The sequence below is a fragment of the Prevotella sp. ICM33 genome (assembly GCF_000517825.1).
Taxonomy (GTDB): domain Bacteria; phylum Bacteroidota; class Bacteroidia; order Bacteroidales; family Bacteroidaceae; genus Prevotella; species Prevotella melaninogenica.
In genome coordinates, this window is record NZ_JACD01000016.1 from 63,265 (window position 1) to 83,910 (window position 20,646).

Sequence of the window (20,646 nt, forward strand, 5' to 3'; positions counted from 1 at the left end):
TATTAGTTATAAGCCTGCCAATATGGCTTCTGGCGCAACTGGGTATTAATAACGTGTCCATCTTTATCCTGCCATGCATCCTTTGGAAGTGGAAGGAAGAGTGCACCGCCTTGAATGTCTTGATTGGTCAGCAAAAGGAACTTACCTTGCAGTTCTTCTTTCACATATCCATTACGAATGACATCAGCATAACGTGCATCATTTTCACCGATAAACTCTTTCTCTCTTTCAAGGAAGATAGCCTTCTTCAGTCCCTCTGTATCGTAGGTTGATGGATAAGAAAGTGCACCAGCACGTGAACGAATCACATTAAGGTCAGCGATAGCCTTTGCATCGTTGCCTAACTTCTGATAGCACTCTGCTCTCAACAGATAGAAATCAGCAAGACGCCAGTAAACATAGTCAGCATCTACCGTACGGTAAGTCTTACCACTTGCAGAATACTGATCGGCATCCATAATTGCTTTTCTGAACTTATACATAATAGCGTAATCAGTTCCATCTACCTCATGTGAGGTACCCCACTGATAGAAAAATGACTGTAGACGCTGGTCAGAAGCATCAGGAAACAAGCTTTCTATTGTTGAAGTATAAAGCTGATAGGTACTACTTGATGGTAAATCAGCTAATGTCTGGTCCTCTCTTACAGGCCAGCTCACAAAGTTCTGTGCCACTTCATTAGGAGAAACAACATTCTCTGAGCGCGTCTTATCAAAGTACAAACTGAAGATTGCCTCTGGATTAGGAGACTTCTCATTAGACAGATACGTACAGAGTTCCTCTGGTGAAGAGCAAAGCTGATAGTTACCTACCTGACCATCGATAAGCTGTGTTGAGTAATCGATAGACTTCTGATAATCTTCTTGCGCATTACCCTGCAACTTATAAAGTTCTGTCACACTACCCTTCCACGCATAAATCTGTGCAAGTAAGGCTGCAGCAGTACCCTTTGAAGCAGTCTGACGATTAGTGATAGAAACACCATTCAAGTCTGTCAACTTATCCCATGTAGGCAGAATATCCAATGCTTTCTTTGCATGTTCTATTGCAGCATTAAGCACATCACTCTGTGAAGAGAGAGAGTAAGGCTTTATCTCTGAAGAATTATCAGTGATGATTGCCTCACCATAACGTTGTGCCAAAAGGAAATAAGACAATCCAAGAGCGAATTCAGCTTGTCCTACATGATACTTCCGACGATCTTCAGCCAAGTCTTTTGTCTTATCTATATTATCAAGCAATAGATTTGATTCAAAGATAATGTCGTAAAGACCCTTCCATGAATACTCACTTGTTATTACTGTTCGTGGATTCCACTGGCGTAACTGCTTGCCATCAAGAATCTCGTCAGCCTTCATACCTGCTGTTGAAAGAACATAGTTATTGCCAACAACGGTGTTGATATAGTATTGAATAGAAGTGGTTGTCGCATTCAACTCTTTCTCTGTATTGAACGAGTTGCTGTAAGTCAATCCGTTCTCAGGCTGCAAGTCAAGGCTGCAAGAGGACAGAAGACAACCACATATTGAGAGCATTATAATCTTCTTCATTTCTGTTAGAATTTTAAGTTGAGACCCAAAGTAACCTTTCTATTCAATGGATACTGTGTTCCATCGTCCTTACCAGAATAAGGATTAATAATTTCTGGGTCTACTCCTGAGTAATTGGTAAGCAAGAACAAATTCTCTCCGCTGAGGTAAACATTAGCATCTTTGATGAATGAACCCTTCAGCCAGTTCTTAGGTATCTGATAACCAATAACCAACTGCTTGAGTCGTAGGAAACTAATATTCTCAATGTTAGAATCGACGTTACCATCAAACTGACCTACATAATCCTTATCAGCAAACTCAAGTGATGGATACTTCGCATCTCTATTGCTTGTTGTCCAGAAGTCACCAGCATGGAAGTAATTCATGATTACACCGAAGTCCTTTGTAAAGGTGAAGGCACTGTTCTTATACATATTCATAACCTTACGGCTAATGGTATAGCTGAAGAGTACATCAAAGCTCAATCCCTTCCACTCCAAGTGGCTATTCAAACCACCATAAACTGCAGGAAGTGTGCTACCAGCATAATAGAGGTCCTTATCATCGATCACACCATCATAGTTCTGGTCCTTAATCTTTCTTCCGCCCACACGCAATGGATTATTGATTGATTGGAAGTAAAGTGGAATCTGCTTACCTGATGCATTAAGATACATTGGGATATCTTCTTCCTTCTGAACGATTCCCTCATCCTTGAAAGTATAGATACCATAGACTGGACGACCTAAGACTTTATCATTAAGGTCTTCGCCATTGTATGTCTTACGCAGCATGTTCTTATTATGAGAAAGGTTGAAGCCTACGCTCCAGTTCCAATTCTTCTTGCGGATAACATCATACTGAGCCTCGAACTCGATACCTTCGTTAGAGATAGCAGATGCATTATCCCACATATTTGTAGCAAGGAAGACATTACCTGGAAGATAAGATTGCATCAACAGCTTGCTTGAATACTTATAGTAATAATCGAGCTTGAGTTTCAAACGATAATCCAGCATCTGCAAGTCAAGACCGAGGTCATACTGGTCACTCTCCTCCCAAGTCAACTTCTTATTAGCCATAGATTGCGGGATAAGACCTAACGACCCGTTAAAGATGTTACTCTCCTCCATCACACCCAATGCCAAATAAGGCTCCTGGAACTTCTGTCCAGACTTACCCCAAGAAGCACGAAGTTTACCGAAGCTTAACCACCAGAACTTCTTCATGAAGTGCTCTTCACTGAATGCCCAACCAAGACCAACAGAAGGGAAGGTTCCCCAACGTACATCCTTACCGAACACACTTGATCCATCTGCACGGATAGAAAGTTCAGCCATGTAACGCTTCTTATAGCTATAAGCAGCACGACCTAAGAAACTAAGCAATGACTGTTCCTGCTGGTTAGTAAGGAAGCTCTGTGCTGCTCTTACTGTTCCACCATCATTGAAGAGTGAAGGCCATCCCTCACCTGCATACTTAATAGAGTTGGTAGGACCGCCCTTTGCAGTACCGCTTAAGTTCTGCAACAAGTCATAGTTATATGTCATACCAGCCATCAACTCCAACTTATGCTCACTTGGTAATGCCAAGTTGTAAGTAAGAATATTCTCTGTCTGAATATTCGTCATTGCAATATTGGAAGCCTGAACCTCAGACTTCTTATCATACTTCAAATAGTCAGGTGTGAACGTGTACACACGTGTGAAGTAATGGTCAAGCGAATAAGTAGAAGAGAACTTCAGACCCTTCAAGATGTTATAGTTCAAACCGACACTCAAACGAACATTATAATTTGAGTTGTTCCTATCAATATCCCTCAATTGCCTCAATGCCACTTGCTCAGCAGTACTACCCTTACCAGGCAAGAGAGTTGATGTACGCTTCGGATCGAATGTCAATCCCTGCACACGACCTCCACCTGCTCCAGATTTCTGCGTAGCATATGTAAGATTAATACGTGTGAAAGCACTCAACTTTGTTGACAGATTGAAATCAAGATTACTCAACAAACTAAAACGACGGAAGTTAGAACTAATCATAATACCAGTCTCATTATAGACACCAGCATTAACCATATATCGAATATTGTCAGTACCACCAGCCAACAACATATCAGCCTTGGTCACCTTACCGACACGGAAGGCATACTTCCACCAGTTTGTTCTGTTATTATAGAAGGTGTTAAGTGAATCTTGTGCAATACCTGGCAGTCGACGTTCTGAGTCTAACACCCTACCATTACGCCACAAATAGTCGTAAGCACCATCATTATCAGCATCCCAACCATAGGAATCCTTATAAGAACCTGGATAAATCAACTTATCTGTGATATAATCATAATGTGCACCTCTCTGACTCTTTGCAAGAAGAAGCGCAATATCGCGTTCACCCTTACCAAGGGTTTGCATTGGTGTACTTGGCAACCAAGAAAGAGACTGTGAGAAATTAAAGCTCACTTCAGAACGTCCAGACTTACCCTTCTTCGTTGTAATAAGGATAACACCATTACCAGCACGTGAACCATAGAGGGACGCTGATGCAGCATCCTTAAGTACCTGTACAGACTCAATACTTGAAGGATCGAGTCCTGACAATGGGTTGATACCACTTGTTTCATCTCCTGCAGTACTTGACACAGGAATACCATCAATCACATAGAGAGGGGATCCATCATTGATACCCTTCTGATTAAGAGAGCTAAAACCACGAATAGTAATACGAGAACCACCACCACCAGGTGAACCTGAGAGGTTAGTTACATCTACACCAGCCATACGACCCTGCAAGAGGTTCTCAATACTTGCCGTTGGTGCCTTCTGCAAATCCTCAACTTTTACAGAAGCTACAGCACCCACTTGCTCACGTGTATTACGCTTACCATAGGCAACAACCGTAACCTCACCCATTGCGATAGCTGAAGAAGTCAGGATAACGTTCATAGCTTTACCAGCATGATACTTTAGCGTTTTAGCATCATAGCCCACGCTGGAGATAGTAATCGTCCCCTCCTCTTTCTCTACAGGCATTGAGAAGTTACCGTCAATATCAGCGGTAACACCTTGCGACGTACCCTTAATTTGCACAATAGCAAAAGGCACTCCCAATCCGTCTTTGTCTTTTACTGTGCCACGAATCGTGTATTGTCCTTGTGTTGCGTTCTTCATCTTGAACACATCAATCACCTTGCCATCAATATTATAGACGAAAGATGAGTGAGACAATAGATTTTCCACAGCACTCAGTTCGTCTACATCCTCAAACGATATCGTAAGAAGCAACGTGTCGTTCTTAACATCGTCAGAGTAATTAATCTTGTAGTCTCCCTTTGTAGAAATGAAATCCAAAATCTGAGCAACACTCTTATCCTTAAACGAAATCGAGAATTTCTTACCCGCTACTTGTGCAGAAGCAGGAGAACTCCACGAAAGCATCAAGATAAAAGTTGTCAGAAACACCAAAGAAGGTAACCTTCTTAAAGTTCTAAACATGCGTTGATGATACTTCATTGATTAGTCTTTATTGTTATTATTTTTGATATTAACTTATTAAAAGAATTAGATTCCTTCACAAATGTGCGCTCAATAAAATCTACATAAAAACGGTATTAATATTGATTACGATGCAAATGTACATAAAAATCTTGAATCACAAAGTCTATTGATTATAAAAAAAGTAAAAGAAATGCAGTTATAATAACACAAACTATCCCCCTCTCTGTACGAGAAGGGGATGGTTAGTATTTACGTTTCAAGTTTTAGATACTCCGCTACGTTCATCTTCCTCTACGTTTAAGGTTATATTGATGATAGAACCCACGAAACTGCCTCTATACCTTTTAACTTGCATCATTCAATTAGAAACTATACTGGAAGCCTATAGAAGCAAACTCCTTCAACTGCCAAAAGGCATAATGGTCATCACGACTTACACCATCATCAAAACGAGGATAGATAAACACACGACTTGATATATAGCGATTAAAGCGGAAGGTAAAGGTATTCTCCCATTCTAACTCCGTACGCTTATAAGTCGAATAGCCATAAAGGCGTGTCTTCCAAGTAAGCGATTCCATCAACTGCCATTCTAAATCAACCGTAAACTCAGAACCGAAGTCATGTAGGAAATGATTACCATCCTTGATACCCAAACGACGCGTCAACTCTAACATACGAGTATACTTCATATTATAAGCTAATGGTGCCAAGTGGAAGTTACCCTTCAAACGATGGTTCATCCAGTCTACCGAGTAATCCATACCGATAGAAAGGTTTATGTTCAACGGAGCTGCAAAAGCTGAATAAATCTTTGGATCATTTGAACGGTAAGAATGGCTAAATTGCGTATTGCCAATAAACTGAACCGTATAATACCAACGCTTTGTTGCCTGCAAACCGAGTTTAGAGGTGAGACGAATCAGGTCCTCTGTACTCTTAAAACTGTGTAGGGAGTCGGAGCGACTGCTCTGCATACCATATTTTAATTCCAAACGGTTCTCCCACTTCACTTTCTGCTTATTATTATAATTAGCTTGCATGACCAATGAAACCAAAGCAGAATAATTGCTTTCGCCACCTTTATACCAGTTTCCAGATACGTAATTCTGCAGGAACTGTAGAGCATAATCACCACTAAACGTCCAGAAATTAGGACGCTTTACCAAAACATCTACAGGTACATTTGTTGGCTCAACAGGACGATCAGCCACTTTCTCTACCAATGTAGGATCATGATGTATTGGTGCTTTAATATCATCTAATTTCGTCTGCTGTTGCTGTACCATACGATCAGTACCCTCCACAAGGTCAGGACGTGTCAAGTAAAGGTGCATCAACTCTGAGAGAATTGGACTTTCCTTTCTATCACGTGTAAACAGTCTTTCTGCCACATTACCATAATAGGTCAGTGGTAAAAACAATCGCATATCATTCCGACGAAGCCTCTGCCCGCGTTGAACTTTCGGCATCTTACGTGTAAACACACTATCCTTCAGCGATTTTAGTGAATCAATATACGCTTGAATCTTATCCATTGACGGCCGTTCATCACTACGAACAGAGATAGGATGATTCACTTGAGCAATAGCACCCAACCTCACTATTAGAAATAATGTGATTAAAAAATTCCGTTTCATCATATTTATTATAATGTGCAAACTTACGGTATTTTTTTTAAATTACAGCCCTATTTACTGAAAATCTTAACCACTATAAGCAATTTACCTATATAATTAGTTGTCTTCCACTTCTTCCTGAAATGAAAGACAACGAACAACGATATTACATGGTTATCCTATTTCTTTAATAAACAAGAAAAGCCTTAGCCTTGTCTTAAAGATTTAATTTATAACCTACAGACACCTCAAACACGCTGCTACGAGAAGAGTCACCTTCCTTGTAAATCTTAAAGACTCCCACATGATATAATGCCCCTAACACAACGTTTTCGTACTCATAGCTTACACCAACTGGTATAGAAAGACCAAACTTACGCATACCATTCTTTATATCGATAGTAAACTCATCTTCGTGGAAGTTAGACTTCCTACTCTCCTTGTCCACATCAAACCACTGTTGTATTTCATGACTTCTTGCACCAAGCAACCAAGTTGGCTCTACACCTGCCTTTACTGAGAATCCTGGTAATAAATAACTATGGATTAGAATCGGCATAGCAACATAATCCATTCGCAAATTACGATTATATACTACAGAGTTCTTTCCTTCACCATCTTTAAACTTACAACCTGCTTGAACAAAAGATAAACCAGCTGAAACGCCAACAACATCTGATGCTTGATACATCACATCTGCTCCGCCAATAAAGCCTAATGACGCATAGGGTTTAACCTCAACAACCTCATTGTCAGCAACTTCGTAAATACCAGACCCTCCTAACAAAGAAGAAATTGACACTCCAACATGCGGTATCACTGACCATGTACCAGGTTTATTCTGTGCCATTGATACCAAAGTTGATGTAACTAATACGATTAGAATAGCTATTCGTTTCATAGGTTTTGCAATTTATTTTGTTAAAACTATATATGTTAAACGTATTTTGCATGATTTTATTGCAAAGCATATACTTTTATGAATATTTTATGCAGAAACACAACAGCATTCCCACCGTATTAAGAGCCGCGAAAATTATTTACATTATTTCTTAAAATATTCATCTAAAAAGGTAAAAAACATCCTTTTTAAGCATCTTTGTAACTTAATACAAATCAGATAGTTACAAAACCACATTGTAAAAGGTGCTTAATTGGACTTCAAAAGGGCGTTAATAAGACCTCAAAAGGGCACCTTTTAGAAGCCAATTAGGCGTCTTTAAGAGCCTTAAAGAGCATCTTTTTATTTTCAAACATGAGTTTTTTATTACAAAACAGAAAAATGATCACCTTTGAACTTTGCCTACTTAATATGCATAAAATAAAGACATTAAATGCCTATATGGCGGTTGAAGGAAAAACACAACGTAATTGTTTTAAACCCAATTCGGTCATTAGAGCCTAAACATATTTTGTTTTATTATCGATCAGATTGTTTGCCTTTGGAACGCAGGCGTAGCGGGCTACGTCAAGTTACAAAGACTAACAAGATGCCGATAAGAAAAGAAAAAATGTTAGGAAACAACACCATAGTATCGTAAGAATGTACATTTTGTGGTCTAATGACCGATTTGGGTTAAACTTTCGAGCATAACTCCCCTACCTTCCCTTCCATAGTAATATGCTCACAAGTTTCATCTTTTATCTCTAAATAAAGCATAATTTCCTTTGTCGTTACCTTATTTTGCAGTATCTTTGCAACAACTTTGGTGTATTATACCTTATTAAAGAAATGGCAAAAAAAAGAAACAAAGCCCGCAGTCGTCATAGTCTGCAGGTTGTCACACTATGTATCAGTACAGCTATGGTACTGATGCTGATTGGTATAGTTGTACTTACAGGCTTTACCAGTCGCAATCTTAGTTCTTATGTAAAGGAGAATCTGACTATCACAATGATTCTCCAACCCGATATGAATACGGAAGAGAGTACTGCTCTCTGCGAGCGTATTCGCACCTTGCATTATATCAATAGCTTGAACTTTATCAGTAAAGAGCAGGCGTTGAAGGATGGAACTAAAGAATTAGGTGCCAACCCTGCCGAATTTGCAGGTGAGAATCCGTTTACGGGTGAGATAGAAGTACAGTTGAAGGCTAACTATGCTAACAATGACTCTATCCGCAATATTGTTCAGCAATTGCGTACCTATCGTGGTGTGAGTGACATCACTTATCCACAGAGTTTGGTAGAAAGTGTAAACCAAACATTGGGTAAGATTAGTTTGGTGTTATTGGTTATTGCTGTATTGCTCACCATCATCTCATTCTCTCTGATTAACAATACTATCCGATTGAGTATCTATGCACATCGTTTCTCAATCCACACGATGAAACTTGTTGGTGGTTCATGGAGTTTTATCCGTGCGCCATTCTTGCGCCGTGCAGTATTAGAAGGATTAGTTTCTGCCCTATTGGCTATTGCAGTCTTGGGTATAGGAATATGCCTCCTGTACGAAAAGGAACCAGAGATTACGAAATTATTGTCATGGGATGCATTGATTATCACAGCAATCGTAATGTTAGCTTTTGGTGTGATTATTGCAACCTTCTGCGCATGGTTGTCAGTAAACAAGTTCCTGCGTATGAAGGCAGGTGACTTATATAAGATTTAAAAGGAACCGTAAAAAGGGGAAAAGATAAGAGAGTAAAAGATTCTTATAGATGGAAAAGAGAAAAACTCATTATTCCAACTCATCTTTTTAACTTCTCAATCTCAGCCCCCTGAACTCCTCAAAAAATAGAATATGGACAAAAGAAATTTAGCTTTTGGTAAGACCAACTTTATTTTGTTGGCTATAGGTGTAGCCGTTGTTATTCTCGGCTTTATCCTTATGAGTGGTGGAACATCTACTGAAACCGTATTTGATCCAGACATCTTCAGCGCCCGTCACATCAAGGTAGCGCCTATTGTTACCTTCATTGGTTTTATCTCTATCATTGGTGCTATCCTCTATCAGCCGAAAGAAACTAAAGAAGTGGAGGAATAATGACACTTTTACAAACGATTATTATCTCCATTATCGAAGGACTGACGGAGTTCCTTCCTGTGTCATCTACGGGTCACATGATTATTACACAAAATCTTTTAGGTGTACCATCAGGTGACGAGTTTGTACATGCCTTTACCTTTATCATCCAGTTTGGTGCTATCCTCTCTGTCGTATGCTTATATTGGAAGCGCTTTTTCCATATCGACCATACACCTGTACCTGCTGATGAAACTTGTACTTTCAAGAAGATTATTCATCCAATCCGCTTCTACTGGTTATTGTTCATTGGTGTCCTACCAGCTGTTATCATTGGCTTAGCAGCTAAGAAAAGTGGTTTACTTGACTGGCTGCTCGACTCAGTTTGGGTTGTAGCAATAATGCTCGTTGTGGGTGGTATCTTCATGCTTTATTGTGATAAATTGTTCAATAAGGGAAAAGAAGAGAATCAAGTAACAGAAAAGCGTGCCTTTAGCATTGGTCTTTTCCAGTGCCTATCGGTTATCCCTGGCACAAGCCGTTCTATGGCTACTATCGTTGGCGGTATGGCAAACGGATTGACACGTAAGCGTGCAGCAGAGTTCTCATTCTTCCTTGCAGTACCTACTATGGCTGGTGCAACACTGCTCGACCTACTTGATTTATTAAAAGGTGACAGCGCATGGGCGTCTGCTCATAACCTTATAATGCTCGCTGTAGGCTGTGTTGTATCATTCATCGTTGCGCTATTGGCAATGAAGTGGTTTGTAAGTTTCCTTGCAAAATATGGTTTCAAGTGGTTCGGTTGGTATCGTATCATCGTTGGTGTTATCATTATTATAATGCTGCTCTGTGATATTCCACTGAATATGGTTGACTAATCTTATATACTTATTGCCCTAATGAACTTCAAAGAAGGAGTAATCATCCCTATCGACAAGCCCTACGGAATCACCAGTTTCAAGGCATTAGCGCACGTACGCTACCTTTGTACACAGGCGAATGACGGAAAAGTAAAGATTGGTCATGCAGGTACTTTAGACCCTTTGGCTACAGGAGTACTCATCCTTGCTACGGGTAAGATGACAAAACAGATTGAAACCTTGCAGACGCATACAAAGGAATATACAGCGACCCTACAGTTGGGAGCAACCACACCAAGCTACGATATGGAGCATGAGGTGAATGAATCGTTCCCAACAGAACACATAACAAGGGAACTGATAAACGCTACACTTCCTCAGTTTGTGGGTGATATCGAGCAGATTCCACCAACTTACAGTGCTGTAAAGGTGGATGGTAAGCGTGCTTTCGACTATCGTAGAAAAGGTAAGGATGTCACGTTAAAACCTAAGAACATTCGCATTGATGAGATAGATGTATTAGACTTCGATGCAGAGAAGATGCAATTATCAATCCGTGTCGTCTGCGGTAAAGGTACTTATATCCGCGCATTGGCACGCGACCTTGGACGAGCAGTGAATAGCGGAGCCTATCTTACAGCATTGCGCCGCACACGTGTTGGAGACGTAAGAGTGGAAGACTGCGTCAATTATGACCAGTTTGAAGCATGGCTTCAGCAACAAACAATAGAAAAATAATAAACTCCCCAATAAATAAATATGAAGCTTTCACAGTTTAAATTCAACCTACCAAAAGAGCAGGTAGCCTTATATCCACATTCATCTGAACGTGTACTGACTCGTACTGACGGCAGTACACAGACCTTTACTGTTACACGTCGTGACGAAGGTAGACTGATGGTGTTACACCGTAAGTCAGGAAAGATTGACATGTTTAAGGGTGAGATCAATGGTGAACCTAAGGAAGAAGACTACATCCGCTTCAAAGATGTGTTCAATTACTTCGATGAGGGCGATGCTTTTATCTTCAATGACACTAAGGTTTTCCCAGCTCGTCTGTATGGAACAAAGGAGAAGACTGATGCTAAGATTGAGGTATTCCTCCTTCGTGAGTTGAATCAGGAGATGCGCCTTTGGGACGTATTGGTTGAGCCTGCACGTAAGATTCGTATCGGAAACAAACTTTTCTTTGATGAATCTGGTACGATGGTGGCTGAGGTTATTGACAATACGACTTCTCGTGGTCGCACACTTCGTTTCCTTTACGACTGTCCTCACGATGAATTTAAGCGTGAGTTGTTTGCATTGGGTGAAGCTCCATTACCACGTTACATCATTGACAATCGTCCAAAAGAGGACGGAGAAGAGTTTGCACACGCAACAGCTGACGACATGGAACACTTCCAGTCAGTCTTTGCAAAGAACGAAGGCGCAGTCTCTGCACCAGGTACAAACATCCACTTCTCTGAACACATGATGAAGATGATGGATATTAAGGGAATCAAGAAAGCATTCATCACCTTGCACTGTGGCTTAGGTAACTTCCATGACATTGAAGTAGAAGACCTTACAAAGCACAAGATGGATTCTGAAGAGATGCACATCAATGCTGATGCTTGTCGTATTGCCAATGGTGCTAAACAGGCAGGACATCGCCTGTGCGCTGTCGGTGCAAGTGTTGTTAAGGCTACAGAGACAGCCGTTGGTACAGATGGTATGTTGAAAGAGTACGATGGCTGGACCAATGAATTTATCTTTCCTCCATACAACTTTGGCTTTGCTGACTCTATGTTGGTTAATTTCTATCACCCATATTCAACCTTATTGATGGAAACAGCAGCCTTCGGAGGTTATGATCTTGTGATGGAAGCATATGACAAAGCGGTAAAGAATGGTTATATGTTTGGTTGCTTCGGCGACTCATTGTTGATTCTCAACGATTAATATGCACATAGTTTATTTATCCCTCGGCACAAATCTTGGCAATAGAAAGGCTATTATGCACGAGGCGATAGCATTGATAGAAAAAAAGATTGGCACAGTTTTGCGCCAATCTTCTTTTCATGAAACGGAGCCTTGGGGGTTTGAGAGTCCTAATCTCTTCCTCAATGCCTGTGTATGTGTCTCCACATCGCTTGCTCCCCGACAGTTATTAGAGACTACTCAAGCCATAGAAATAGAGATGGGACGAGTAAAAAAGTCTATCAATGCACAATATACAGACCGCATCATAGATATTGACATCCTGCTTTACGACAAGCTAAATATCAATGAACCAGACCTTATCATTCCCCACCCTCTTATGGAAGAGCGTGAATTTGTTATGCTTCCACTAAAGGAGATATGGGAGGATTAAACTGTCTCAAGTCATAAAACAAACTAAATCTATTTGTTTTAAGTGTTCTCAAACTTACACAACCCTGACATAAAATATAACAAACCAATATTTTGACTAATAAGATAAACAAATGAAAAGAACTTTATTATTAGTGCTAACTGTGTTTACTAACATTCTACTTGCTAACGCAGAACCCATCACCAAAGCACGAGCTTTGAGTATAGCGACCAAATACATTAGCAATCCAAAGCTATCGAACGATACTCCAAAAACCCGCTCATCACAAGCGAATGAGCAACCTGCTTATTACATTTTTACTAATCCAAACAACAAGAAATTCGTTATTATCTCTGGAGAAAGTAAACTCAACGAGCTCGTGGGTTATGGAGATAAGATGACAGAAAATCCCAACGATCAGCCTCCATACTTCAAACTGTTCTTAAAGGAATATGAACGTGTTGTAAAAGAAGTGCGTTCTAAAGCTACAGCTACTACCCCACAGCGTCCTATCAAACGAAAAGTAGAACCCTTGCTTACTTGTAAGTGGAGCCAGTATGACCCTTTCAATAAGTACACCCCACTAAGTAATGGACAGCATACACCTACGGGCTGTGTTGCAACAGCCACAGCACAGGTGATGTTCTACAACAAATGGCCTAAGAATCGACCACAAGATTATATAGCATCAACAGGTGATGATGCTAAGAAAAGCGCTACTTATTGGTGGGATGAGATGAAGAACACGACTAATGATATGAGAACGGAACAATCTCGACAAGCCGTTGGCATATTGATGTATGATATTGGTAAGGCTGTCCATATGAGATACTACATTAAAGGAAGTGACTCAAATTTACAGCGTGCCTGCAATGCACTTCGAGACAAGTTCGACTATACCGTACGTTATCTTGACAAAAACTTCCTTCCTGCCAATGACTTCCTCAATGAGGTGATGCAAGAAATCTCAGATGGGTATCCAGTCTTAGTAGTAGGTGGACCTCATGCCTTTGTTTATGATGGATATGATGAGCAGGGGCTCATTCACACCAACTGGGGCTGGGGAGGCGAAAACGACGGATACTTCGACATCAACATAGTAACCCTTAATGTTTCAGGCTTTGCCCTCAATAGTGGAACATTCTGGGACGATATCTCAGTTGTCTTTGCCCATCCTAACGATGGTAAGGCAGTACCTTTTAAGGATATCGAGCGTGGATTGGACGCAAGAACCACCACTTCATTCACTATGGACAAGACAGAGGCAAGCCGTTCTGAAAGCTTCAGTGCAAAGATTGAGAGGTTAGGCTCATATAGTTCAGTTAAAGGTGAACTTGGCGTATTCTCAGGAAAGGTAGCACTTGCCCTTTATAATGATAAGAACGAACGAGTAAAAATCTTTGATTCAACTGCTGGCGACCAAACATGGGCATCCATCTTTACTGCCATGTCATTTGATGTTGCTGATATTAACTTTAAGGGTATTGCTGACGGAAACTACCGTTTGGTACCAGTATTCTCTGAGATGCTCGATATCAAGACGAAGGAACACGGTGACTGGAAGCCAATCAATCATGCTAATGAAATAGAGGTAAAACTCACAGCCGATGCTGTTCACATCAACACAAATAATCCTAAGGATATTGTTGTAATTGAGAAGGCTCCAAGTCTACTTGCACCCTACTATGAAGGTTCTGGATTTAAAGGTGCATTCAGTTTCACGATGTACAACCCTGGACGTGAAGAGGTGCGTGGTGAGCTTGTGATGACACTTACAAATCAAGAGACAAAGAAAGAATATAATGGTTATCTACTTACTCCAAACGTTGTTGCACAACGTCTTGGACGAACTACCTTTGTCATTAATATGCTTCCACTATATTACAACAAACCAAGTTTAGGGAATCTTCCAAGAGGTAAATATGACGTCAAACTATCAATAAAAGCCAATAGAAAAGGAACTGAAGTAGAGATACCTATTGACATGAAAGAGCCTTTCGAAATCGAAGTAATACCTTATGTCAATAATGGAAATATTGAATTAACTTTCCTCGACTACTATGCGGATGGTGAATACGCCAATTACAGCACCTTCCAACTTAATAAGATAAAGAATATCAGTCTGCAAGTACATTCTAAAGTATCTGGTTATCAGATTAAGAATGGCTACCGTGGTCCAATCCATTATCGTCTACTCGATTTGACAAGTAACAAGTGGATTGAATTAGGAACAGCTCATAATGTTTATCTTCCTTGTGATGCAGACAACAATGCAGCCCAAACACGTATCACATTCTCTGCTTCACTGTTAGAGCCTAACCATTCATACGAAATACATTTAGAGCTTGAGCGAGACGGACAACGACAAGATACATGGAACCCACTTGTACTACGCAATGTCTTCAACACCATCAATGAGTTAAATCCTACAGGAATCAATTCGATTAATTACAACAAAAATACCGCAAAAAATATCTTTACACTACAAGGTATTCGCCTGTCAAAAACTTGGGAAGAGCTCCCTGCAGGCATCTATATCATTGATGGTAAGAAAGTGATTAAGAAATAGGAAAGAGACTATCTGTATAACAAATACGGATATTATTGAGTTTTCAAACTCCAACAAAAAGATTAAAAGCCAAGTCGGTCATTGTGTATTATCTCATAATATGCGATGACCGATTTTCTGTTAAGGCAAATCATACCGTAATTACCAATCTCTTTGTAAATATTTTTCAGCGCATCGATTTTTATTAAGGCTTAATTGGACTCGAATTAACGCCCTTTTAGCTTCTAAAAGGTGCCCTTTTGAAGTCTTATTAACGCCCTTTTGTAAGCCTATTAAGCACCTTTTGCAAACCATCCCTGTAACATTCTCAATATAAAAGAGTTACAAAGGTGCATAAAAAGACTGTTTTTTACTATTATGCTACTATGCCATCGGGAGGTAATGTAAAGAAAATTCAAGTCTCCTAAAATCTATTAGAAAACCCTCTTACACGGACGTACTAATACTTAGAATATTGAGATAAAATAGAAAAAGAAACAATACTATCTCTTAAGAACAAATAGAATAGTAGCAGGAGACAAAGAAAAAAGGTAAGAAAGTAAAGCATGGATAAACCAACTTTAACTTTCTTACCTTTTATTTTTTTGCTTTCAGAAATCTTACTTACGGAGACCCAAAGCCTTGATGATAGCACGGTAGCGCTCGATATCGCGATCGTAGAGGTAATCGAGCAATGCACGACGCTTACCAACGAGCTGTGTCAATGAACGAGTTGTAACGTAGTCCTTGCGATTCTTCTTTACATGCTCGGTCAAGTGCTTGATACGATAAGAGAAAAGAGCAATCTGGCTCTCAGCTGAACCTGTATCAGTTGTGCTCTGTGCCTTACCATACTGTGCGAAGATTTCTGCCTTCTTTGTCTTGTCTAAATACATAATTTTGTTTTGATTAATGTGATTTGCAATTACATCTTTCCGTCGTTAGCCGCCTTAATCACAACGGGTTACGACATCAAATGCATCGGACGTTCCGAAAATGCTGTGCAAAGTTACAACTTTTTATTGGAACCACAAACGTTTTCCATTTTTTATTCGTAATTTTGCAGCATAAATTTAGCGTAAGCTTTTTAAGGTATTTAAATGCAAGATATTCGTAACATCGCAGTTATTGCGCACGTAGACCACGGTAAGACAACCTTGGTTGACAAGATGATGCTCGCTGGAAAACTTTTCCGTGACGGACAAGACAACAGCGGAGAAGTTCTCGACTCTAATGACTTGGAGCGCGAACGAGGGATAACAATTCTGAGTAAGAATGTAAGTATTAATTGGAAAGGAGTAAAAATCAACATCCTCGACACGCCTGGTCACTCTGACTTCGGTGGTGAGGTTGAGCGTGTATTGAACATGGCAGACGGCTGTCTGTTGCTCGTAGACGCTTTTGAAGGTCCTATGCCACAGACACGTTTTGTGCTACAAAAGGCCCTTCAGCTTGGTTTGAAACCAGTTGTTGTTATCAACAAGGTAGACAAACCTAACTGTCGTCCTGAAGAAGTATATGAGATGGTATTCGATCTCATGTGCGACCTTAACGCTACAGAAGATCAGTTGAACTTCCCTGTTGTCTATGGTTCAGCTAAGAATGGCTGGATGAGTGAGGATTGGAAGAAGCCAACAGATAATATTGAATATCTGCTCGACCTCATTATTGAGGCAATCCCTGCTCCTAAGCAGATTGAAGGAACACCACAGATGCTGATTACATCTTTGGACTATTCAAGCTACACCGGACGTATCGCCGTTGGTCGTGTACACCGTGGAACATTGAAGGATGGACAGAATATTACAATCTGTCACCGCGACGGAACACAGGAACGCACTAAGATTAAAGAGCTTCATACCTTCGAGGGTATGGGACATAAGAAGACTGATGCCGTAGATTCAGGCGACATATGTGCCGTAATTGGTTTGGAGAAGTTTGAGATTGGTGATACTATTGCTGATTTTGAGAATCCAGAACCACTGCCACCAATCGCTGTTGATGAGCCAACTATGAGTATGCTCTTCACCATCAACGACTCTCCTTTCTTCGGAAAAGAAGGTAAGTTCTGTACCTCTCGTCACATTAGCGATCGTCTGAACAAGGAACTTGAGAAGAACCTTGCACTTCGTGTGCGTCCGATGGAGGACTCTATGGATAAGTGGATTGTTAGTGGTCGTGGTGTACTTCACCTCTCTGTCCTCATTGAGACAATGCGTCGCGAGGGCTATGAGTTGCAGGTTGGTCAGCCACAGGTTATCTATAAGGAGATTGATGGCCAGAAGTGTGAGCCTATTGAGGAGTTGACAATTAACGTACCAACAGATTTCTCAAGTAAGATGATTGATATGGTGACTCGTCGTAAGGGTGACCTTCTCGGTATGGATGCTGAGGGTGAGCGTGTGAACATCACCTTTGAAATACCATCACGTGGTATCATTGGTCTGCGTACCAACGTCTTAACAGCCAGCCAGGGTGAAGCTATCATGGCACACCGTTTCAAAGATTATCAACCATTCAAGGGCGAAATCGTACGTCGTACAAATGGTTCAATGATTGCATTGGAAGCTGGTACTGCCTACGCATACGCTATCGATAAGTTGCAGGATCGTGGTAAGTTCTTCATCGATTCAGGTGAGGAAGTTTATGGCGGACAGGTTGTTGGCGAGCATGTTCACGACAATGACCTCGTTATCAACGTTACGAAGGCAAAGCAGTTGACCAACGTCCGTGCATCTGGTTCTGACGAGAAGGCACGCGTTATCCCTAAAACCGAGATGAGTCTTGAGGAATGTCTTGAGTACATCAAGGGCAACGAGTATGTTGAGGTAACTCCAAAGAACATTCGTATGCGTAAGATTACGCTCGATCATAATGATCGTAAGCGTGAGAGTAAAGAATAGACATCTTACTAATAATAAGTTAGAAAGGCGGCTGTCCACAACGGATAGCCGTCTTTTTTCGCTTAAAACAGGAATAACTTTTATTATAATTCATATTGGTTACTTACTATGCAACTTTTTGTTTATCTTTGTATCTAACAAGTAGATTTGACAATAAAAAGCCCAAGTATAAATAAGAGTAGTGTCTAAAGAAAGCAGAAGAGAAGTTAAGTCGATTGCTTCTGCCACAAAACACTAAGCAAATAAAGGTTTTAACTATGTTAGGAGCAATCATTGGAGATATCATCGGCTCAGTATATGAGTTCAACAACAAGAAGCAGAAAGACTTTCATCTGTTTACACCGATGAGTCGGTTTACAGATGACACCGTGATGACTTTGGCTGTTGCAGAATGGCTAACAGAAGACAAGGAACACAGTGAAGAAGGACTTGTACTGCGAATGCAAGACTTAGGTAGACGCTATCCTTACGTTGGTTATGGTGGTGGTTTTAGGCGGTGGCTATACAATCAGCAACCAAAACCTTATAACAGCTATGGAAATGGGTCGGCTATGAGAGTAAGTCCTATTGCTTTCTATGCACAGAACTTAGAGGAAACCTTAAGACTTGCTACTATCTCTGCAAAGGTTACTCATAATCATCCAGAAGGTATAAAAGGTGCCAAAGCAATTGCCTCCGCAACCTATCTTGCACGCACTGGAGCAACAAAAACAGAGATAAAAGCTTATGTGGAGGCAAATTTCAAATATAATTTAAACCTGCAGTTAGACCATCTCCGCTCCATTGTCTGCGATGCTATGAGTTGTCAGAAAACTGTTCCAGCAGCTATTTGGGCATTTTTAGAAGGTGAGGACTTTGAGGACGTAATACGAATTGCAGTATCCTTGGGCGGTGATTCAGACACAATAGCAGCGATGACCGGAAGTATTGCACAAGCTTTTTATGGTCTTCCTCTAAAGCTTGCCACCTATTGTTACGCACTGCTAACACCATACTTACGCACTATTCTCAATAAGTTCGAAGAAAGTATAGGAGTACTTGCTCCCGACCCTTTCGACATTGAAAGATTTATCAAGGCTCAGAATGCTGACAACACCTACCAACGAGCGTTGGAAGAAATGCAGCGAGGGCATAAAACCTCACACTGGATATGGTTTATCTTCCCACAACTGAAAGGACTTGGACATAGTCCCTATTCACAATATTACGGCTTAGCAGATACAGACGAGGCTCGTACATTCCTTGCAAACACATGCTTGAATGAACGACTGCGTGAGATAACATGCACCCTACTGACACATAAAGACAGAAACATAGAACAACTTATGGGCAGTTATGTTGATGCTTTAAAGCTAAAATCTTCAATGACATTATTTGATGCTATTAGTCCAAATGATATCTTTTCAGAAGTTCTAAAAACATTTTACAATGGTGAGAAGGACCACAATACGATAAAAAAGATAGGCTAAAACGTGGAGAAACTTTATCAAAACATCCCTCTTACATTAAGATTTCATTCTCTTTTTCTTCTTTTCTTTTATAAGAAACAACAGAACATTCAACAAAAATACTTACCTTTGTTGTTATAAAATAAATATTCAATGAGCACGATTATCTATCCATCCCCTATATTTGGACCAGTTCACAGCCGCCGCTTAGGTATTTCCTTAGGCATTAACTTGATGCCAGCAGACGGTAAGATATGCACATTCGACTGCATATATTGTGAATGTGGCTTCAACAAAGACCACCGCACAAAGACGCCCCACCCTACTCGTGAACATGTTGCGGAAGCTTTGGAAGCCAAGTTAAAGGAGATGCAACAAGAGAATATTCACCCTGATGTATTGACTTTTGCAGGTAATGGCGAGCCTACCTCCCACCCACATTTTGATGAAATCATTGACGACACAATCCGTCTACGTAACAAATATTGCCCACAAGCAAAGATTTCTGTCCTCAGTAACTCTACGTTCATCCATCGTCCGAAGATTCATGAGGCGCTGGCAAAGGTAGACAACAACATTCTGAAACTCGATACCATCAATGCTGAATATATCAATAAGGTAGACCGCCCTACGCAGCCTTCCTATGATGTAAACCGAATCATTGCAGATATCAAGTCTTTCAACGGACAAGCAATTATCCAGACAATGTTTATGAAGGGGACTACTGAAGGCGGATATGATGTTGACAACACAACTGAAGCCTTTGTTGCACCGTGGCTTGAAACAATCAAAGAGATTGCTCCACGTGAGGTAATGATTTACACTATCGATCGTGAAACACCCGACCTACACCTACAAAAGGCTACACACGAAGAATTAGATGCTATCCGTGATCGTGTCATTGCATTGGGAATCCCTTGCACAGCATCGTATTAACAT

15 protein-coding genes are annotated in these 20,646 nt (G+C 40.5%); 10 read left to right on the plus strand and 5 right to left on the minus strand.

Going from position 1 to position 20,646, the window contains the following annotated elements; all coding sequences use genetic code 11:
* Nucleotides 1-2 precede the first annotated feature (2 nt).
* The 4 genes from HMPREF1505_RS03380 to HMPREF1505_RS03395 all read right to left on the minus strand — a co-directional run bounded on the left by HMPREF1505_RS03380 (nucleotide 3) and on the right by HMPREF1505_RS03395 (nucleotide 7,546).
* Nucleotides 3-1,550 carry a RagB/SusD family nutrient uptake outer membrane protein gene (locus tag HMPREF1505_RS03380; RefSeq protein ID WP_036922511.1) on the minus strand — a complete coding sequence of 516 codons (1,548 nt, stop codon included), beginning with the start codon at nucleotides 1,548-1,550 and terminating at the stop codon, nucleotides 3-5.
* Between the two features lie 5 nt (nucleotides 1,551-1,555).
* Nucleotides 1,556-5,041 carry a SusC/RagA family TonB-linked outer membrane protein gene (locus tag HMPREF1505_RS03385; protein ID WP_036922515.1) on the minus strand — a complete coding sequence of 1,162 codons (3,486 nt, stop codon included), beginning with the start codon at nucleotides 5,039-5,041 and terminating at the stop codon, nucleotides 1,556-1,558.
* Between the two features lie 347 nt (nucleotides 5,042-5,388).
* On the minus strand, nucleotides 5,389-6,666 hold the full coding sequence (locus tag HMPREF1505_RS03390) for a DUF3078 domain-containing protein (RefSeq protein ID WP_036922582.1): 1,278 nt from the start codon (nucleotides 6,664-6,666) through the stop codon (nucleotides 5,389-5,391).
* Between the two features lie 196 nt (nucleotides 6,667-6,862).
* Nucleotides 6,863-7,546: a porin family protein gene (locus HMPREF1505_RS03395; RefSeq protein WP_036922517.1), complete on the minus strand. Its 684-nt coding sequence runs from the start codon at nucleotides 7,544-7,546 to the stop codon at nucleotides 6,863-6,865.
* 831 nt (nucleotides 7,547-8,377) lie between these two features.
* Between HMPREF1505_RS03395 and HMPREF1505_RS03400 the strand changes: the two genes are divergently transcribed.
* From HMPREF1505_RS03400 to HMPREF1505_RS03430, 7 genes are all read left to right on the plus strand, one after another.
* Nucleotides 8,378-9,256 carry an ABC transporter permease gene (locus tag HMPREF1505_RS03400; protein WP_021672882.1) on the plus strand — a complete coding sequence of 293 codons (879 nt, stop codon included), beginning with the start codon at nucleotides 8,378-8,380 and terminating at the stop codon, nucleotides 9,254-9,256.
* Nucleotides 9,257-9,388: 132 nt separating this feature from the next.
* Nucleotides 9,389-9,631, plus strand: coding sequence for a DUF3098 domain-containing protein (locus HMPREF1505_RS03405; RefSeq protein ID WP_004360512.1), 243 nt, complete (start codon nucleotides 9,389-9,391; stop codon nucleotides 9,629-9,631).
* Complete coding sequence (locus HMPREF1505_RS03410; RefSeq protein WP_036922519.1) at nucleotides 9,631-10,491, plus strand: undecaprenyl-diphosphate phosphatase; 861 nt, start codon at nucleotides 9,631-9,633, stop codon at nucleotides 10,489-10,491. The genes HMPREF1505_RS03405 and HMPREF1505_RS03410 overlap by 1 nt, the downstream gene beginning before the upstream one ends.
* Before the next feature lie 21 nt (nucleotides 10,492-10,512).
* Nucleotides 10,513-11,211: a tRNA pseudouridine(55) synthase TruB gene (gene truB, locus HMPREF1505_RS03415; protein WP_036922522.1), complete on the plus strand. Its 699-nt coding sequence runs from the start codon at nucleotides 10,513-10,515 to the stop codon at nucleotides 11,209-11,211.
* 21 nt (nucleotides 11,212-11,232) lie between these two features.
* On the plus strand, nucleotides 11,233-12,417 hold the full coding sequence (locus HMPREF1505_RS03420; RefSeq protein ID WP_013264503.1) for an S-adenosylmethionine:tRNA ribosyltransferase-isomerase: 1,185 nt from the start codon (nucleotides 11,233-11,235) through the stop codon (nucleotides 12,415-12,417).
* A 1-nt stretch (nucleotide 12,418) separates the two neighbouring features.
* Nucleotides 12,419-12,829, plus strand: coding sequence for a 2-amino-4-hydroxy-6-hydroxymethyldihydropteridine diphosphokinase (folK, locus tag HMPREF1505_RS03425; RefSeq protein WP_013264624.1), 411 nt, complete (start codon nucleotides 12,419-12,421; stop codon nucleotides 12,827-12,829).
* Between the two features lie 112 nt (nucleotides 12,830-12,941).
* The gene (locus tag HMPREF1505_RS03430) at nucleotides 12,942-15,377 is read left to right on the plus strand and encodes a C10 family peptidase (protein WP_036922525.1); all 2,436 of its coding nucleotides are present in this window, start codon (nucleotides 12,942-12,944) and stop codon (nucleotides 15,375-15,377) included.
* Between the two features lie 599 nt (nucleotides 15,378-15,976).
* Here the strand turns inward: HMPREF1505_RS03430 and rpsO are convergent.
* Nucleotides 15,977-16,252: a 30S ribosomal protein S15 gene (gene rpsO / locus HMPREF1505_RS03435; protein ID WP_004360506.1), complete on the minus strand. Its 276-nt coding sequence runs from the start codon at nucleotides 16,250-16,252 to the stop codon at nucleotides 15,977-15,979.
* A gap of 204 nt (nucleotides 16,253-16,456) precedes the next feature.
* On the opposite strand from rpsO, the gene typA reads away from it, so the two are divergent.
* From typA to HMPREF1505_RS03450, 3 genes are all read left to right on the plus strand, one after another.
* Complete coding sequence (typA, locus tag HMPREF1505_RS03440; protein ID WP_004360505.1) at nucleotides 16,457-18,259, plus strand: translational GTPase TypA; 1,803 nt, start codon at nucleotides 16,457-16,459, stop codon at nucleotides 18,257-18,259.
* Nucleotides 18,260-18,516: 257 nt separating this feature from the next.
* Nucleotides 18,517-19,728: a DUF1810 family protein gene (locus HMPREF1505_RS03445; RefSeq protein WP_036922530.1), complete on the plus strand. Its 1,212-nt coding sequence runs from the start codon at nucleotides 18,517-18,519 to the stop codon at nucleotides 19,726-19,728.
* A 132-nt stretch (nucleotides 19,729-19,860) separates the two neighbouring features.
* The gene (locus HMPREF1505_RS03450; protein ID WP_036922533.1) at nucleotides 19,861-20,643 is read left to right on the plus strand and encodes a radical SAM protein; all 783 of its coding nucleotides are present in this window, start codon (nucleotides 19,861-19,863) and stop codon (nucleotides 20,641-20,643) included.
* Nucleotides 20,644-20,646 lie beyond the last annotated feature (3 nt).

Bases quoted from the DNA above. Each gene is read 5' to 3' on its own strand.
- HMPREF1505_RS03400 (WP_021672882.1), top strand. From the start codon at position 8,378: ATGGCAAAAAAAAGAAACAAAGCCCGCAGTCGTCATAGTCTGCAGGTT.
- HMPREF1505_RS03390 (WP_036922582.1), bottom strand. From the start codon at position 6,666: ATGAAACGGAATTTTTTAATCACATTATTTCTAATAGTGAGGTTGGGT.
- HMPREF1505_RS03420 (WP_013264503.1), top strand. From the start codon at position 11,233: ATGAAGCTTTCACAGTTTAAATTCAACCTACCAAAAGAGCAGGTAGCC.
- HMPREF1505_RS03410 (WP_036922519.1), top strand. From the start codon at position 9,631: ATGACACTTTTACAAACGATTATTATCTCCATTATCGAAGGACTGACG.
- rpsO (WP_004360506.1), bottom strand. From the start codon at position 16,252: ATGTATTTAGACAAGACAAAGAAGGCAGAAATCTTCGCACAGTATGGT.
- folK (WP_013264624.1), top strand. From the start codon at position 12,419: ATGCACATAGTTTATTTATCCCTCGGCACAAATCTTGGCAATAGAAAG.
- typA (WP_004360505.1), top strand. From the start codon at position 16,457: ATGCAAGATATTCGTAACATCGCAGTTATTGCGCACGTAGACCACGGT.
- HMPREF1505_RS03450 (WP_036922533.1), top strand. From the start codon at position 19,861: ATGAGCACGATTATCTATCCATCCCCTATATTTGGACCAGTTCACAGC.
- truB (WP_036922522.1), top strand. From the start codon at position 10,513: ATGAACTTCAAAGAAGGAGTAATCATCCCTATCGACAAGCCCTACGGA.
- HMPREF1505_RS03395 (WP_036922517.1), bottom strand. From the start codon at position 7,546: ATGAAACGAATAGCTATTCTAATCGTATTAGTTACATCAACTTTGGTA.
- HMPREF1505_RS03380 (WP_036922511.1), bottom strand. From the start codon at position 1,550: ATGAAGAAGATTATAATGCTCTCAATATGTGGTTGTCTTCTGTCCTCT.
- HMPREF1505_RS03430 (WP_036922525.1), top strand. From the start codon at position 12,942: ATGAAAAGAACTTTATTATTAGTGCTAACTGTGTTTACTAACATTCTA.
- HMPREF1505_RS03445 (WP_036922530.1), top strand. From the start codon at position 18,517: ATGTTAGGAGCAATCATTGGAGATATCATCGGCTCAGTATATGAGTTC.
- HMPREF1505_RS03385 (WP_036922515.1), bottom strand. From the start codon at position 5,041: ATGAAGTATCATCAACGCATGTTTAGAACTTTAAGAAGGTTACCTTCT.
- HMPREF1505_RS03405 (WP_004360512.1), top strand. From the start codon at position 9,389: ATGGACAAAAGAAATTTAGCTTTTGGTAAGACCAACTTTATTTTGTTG.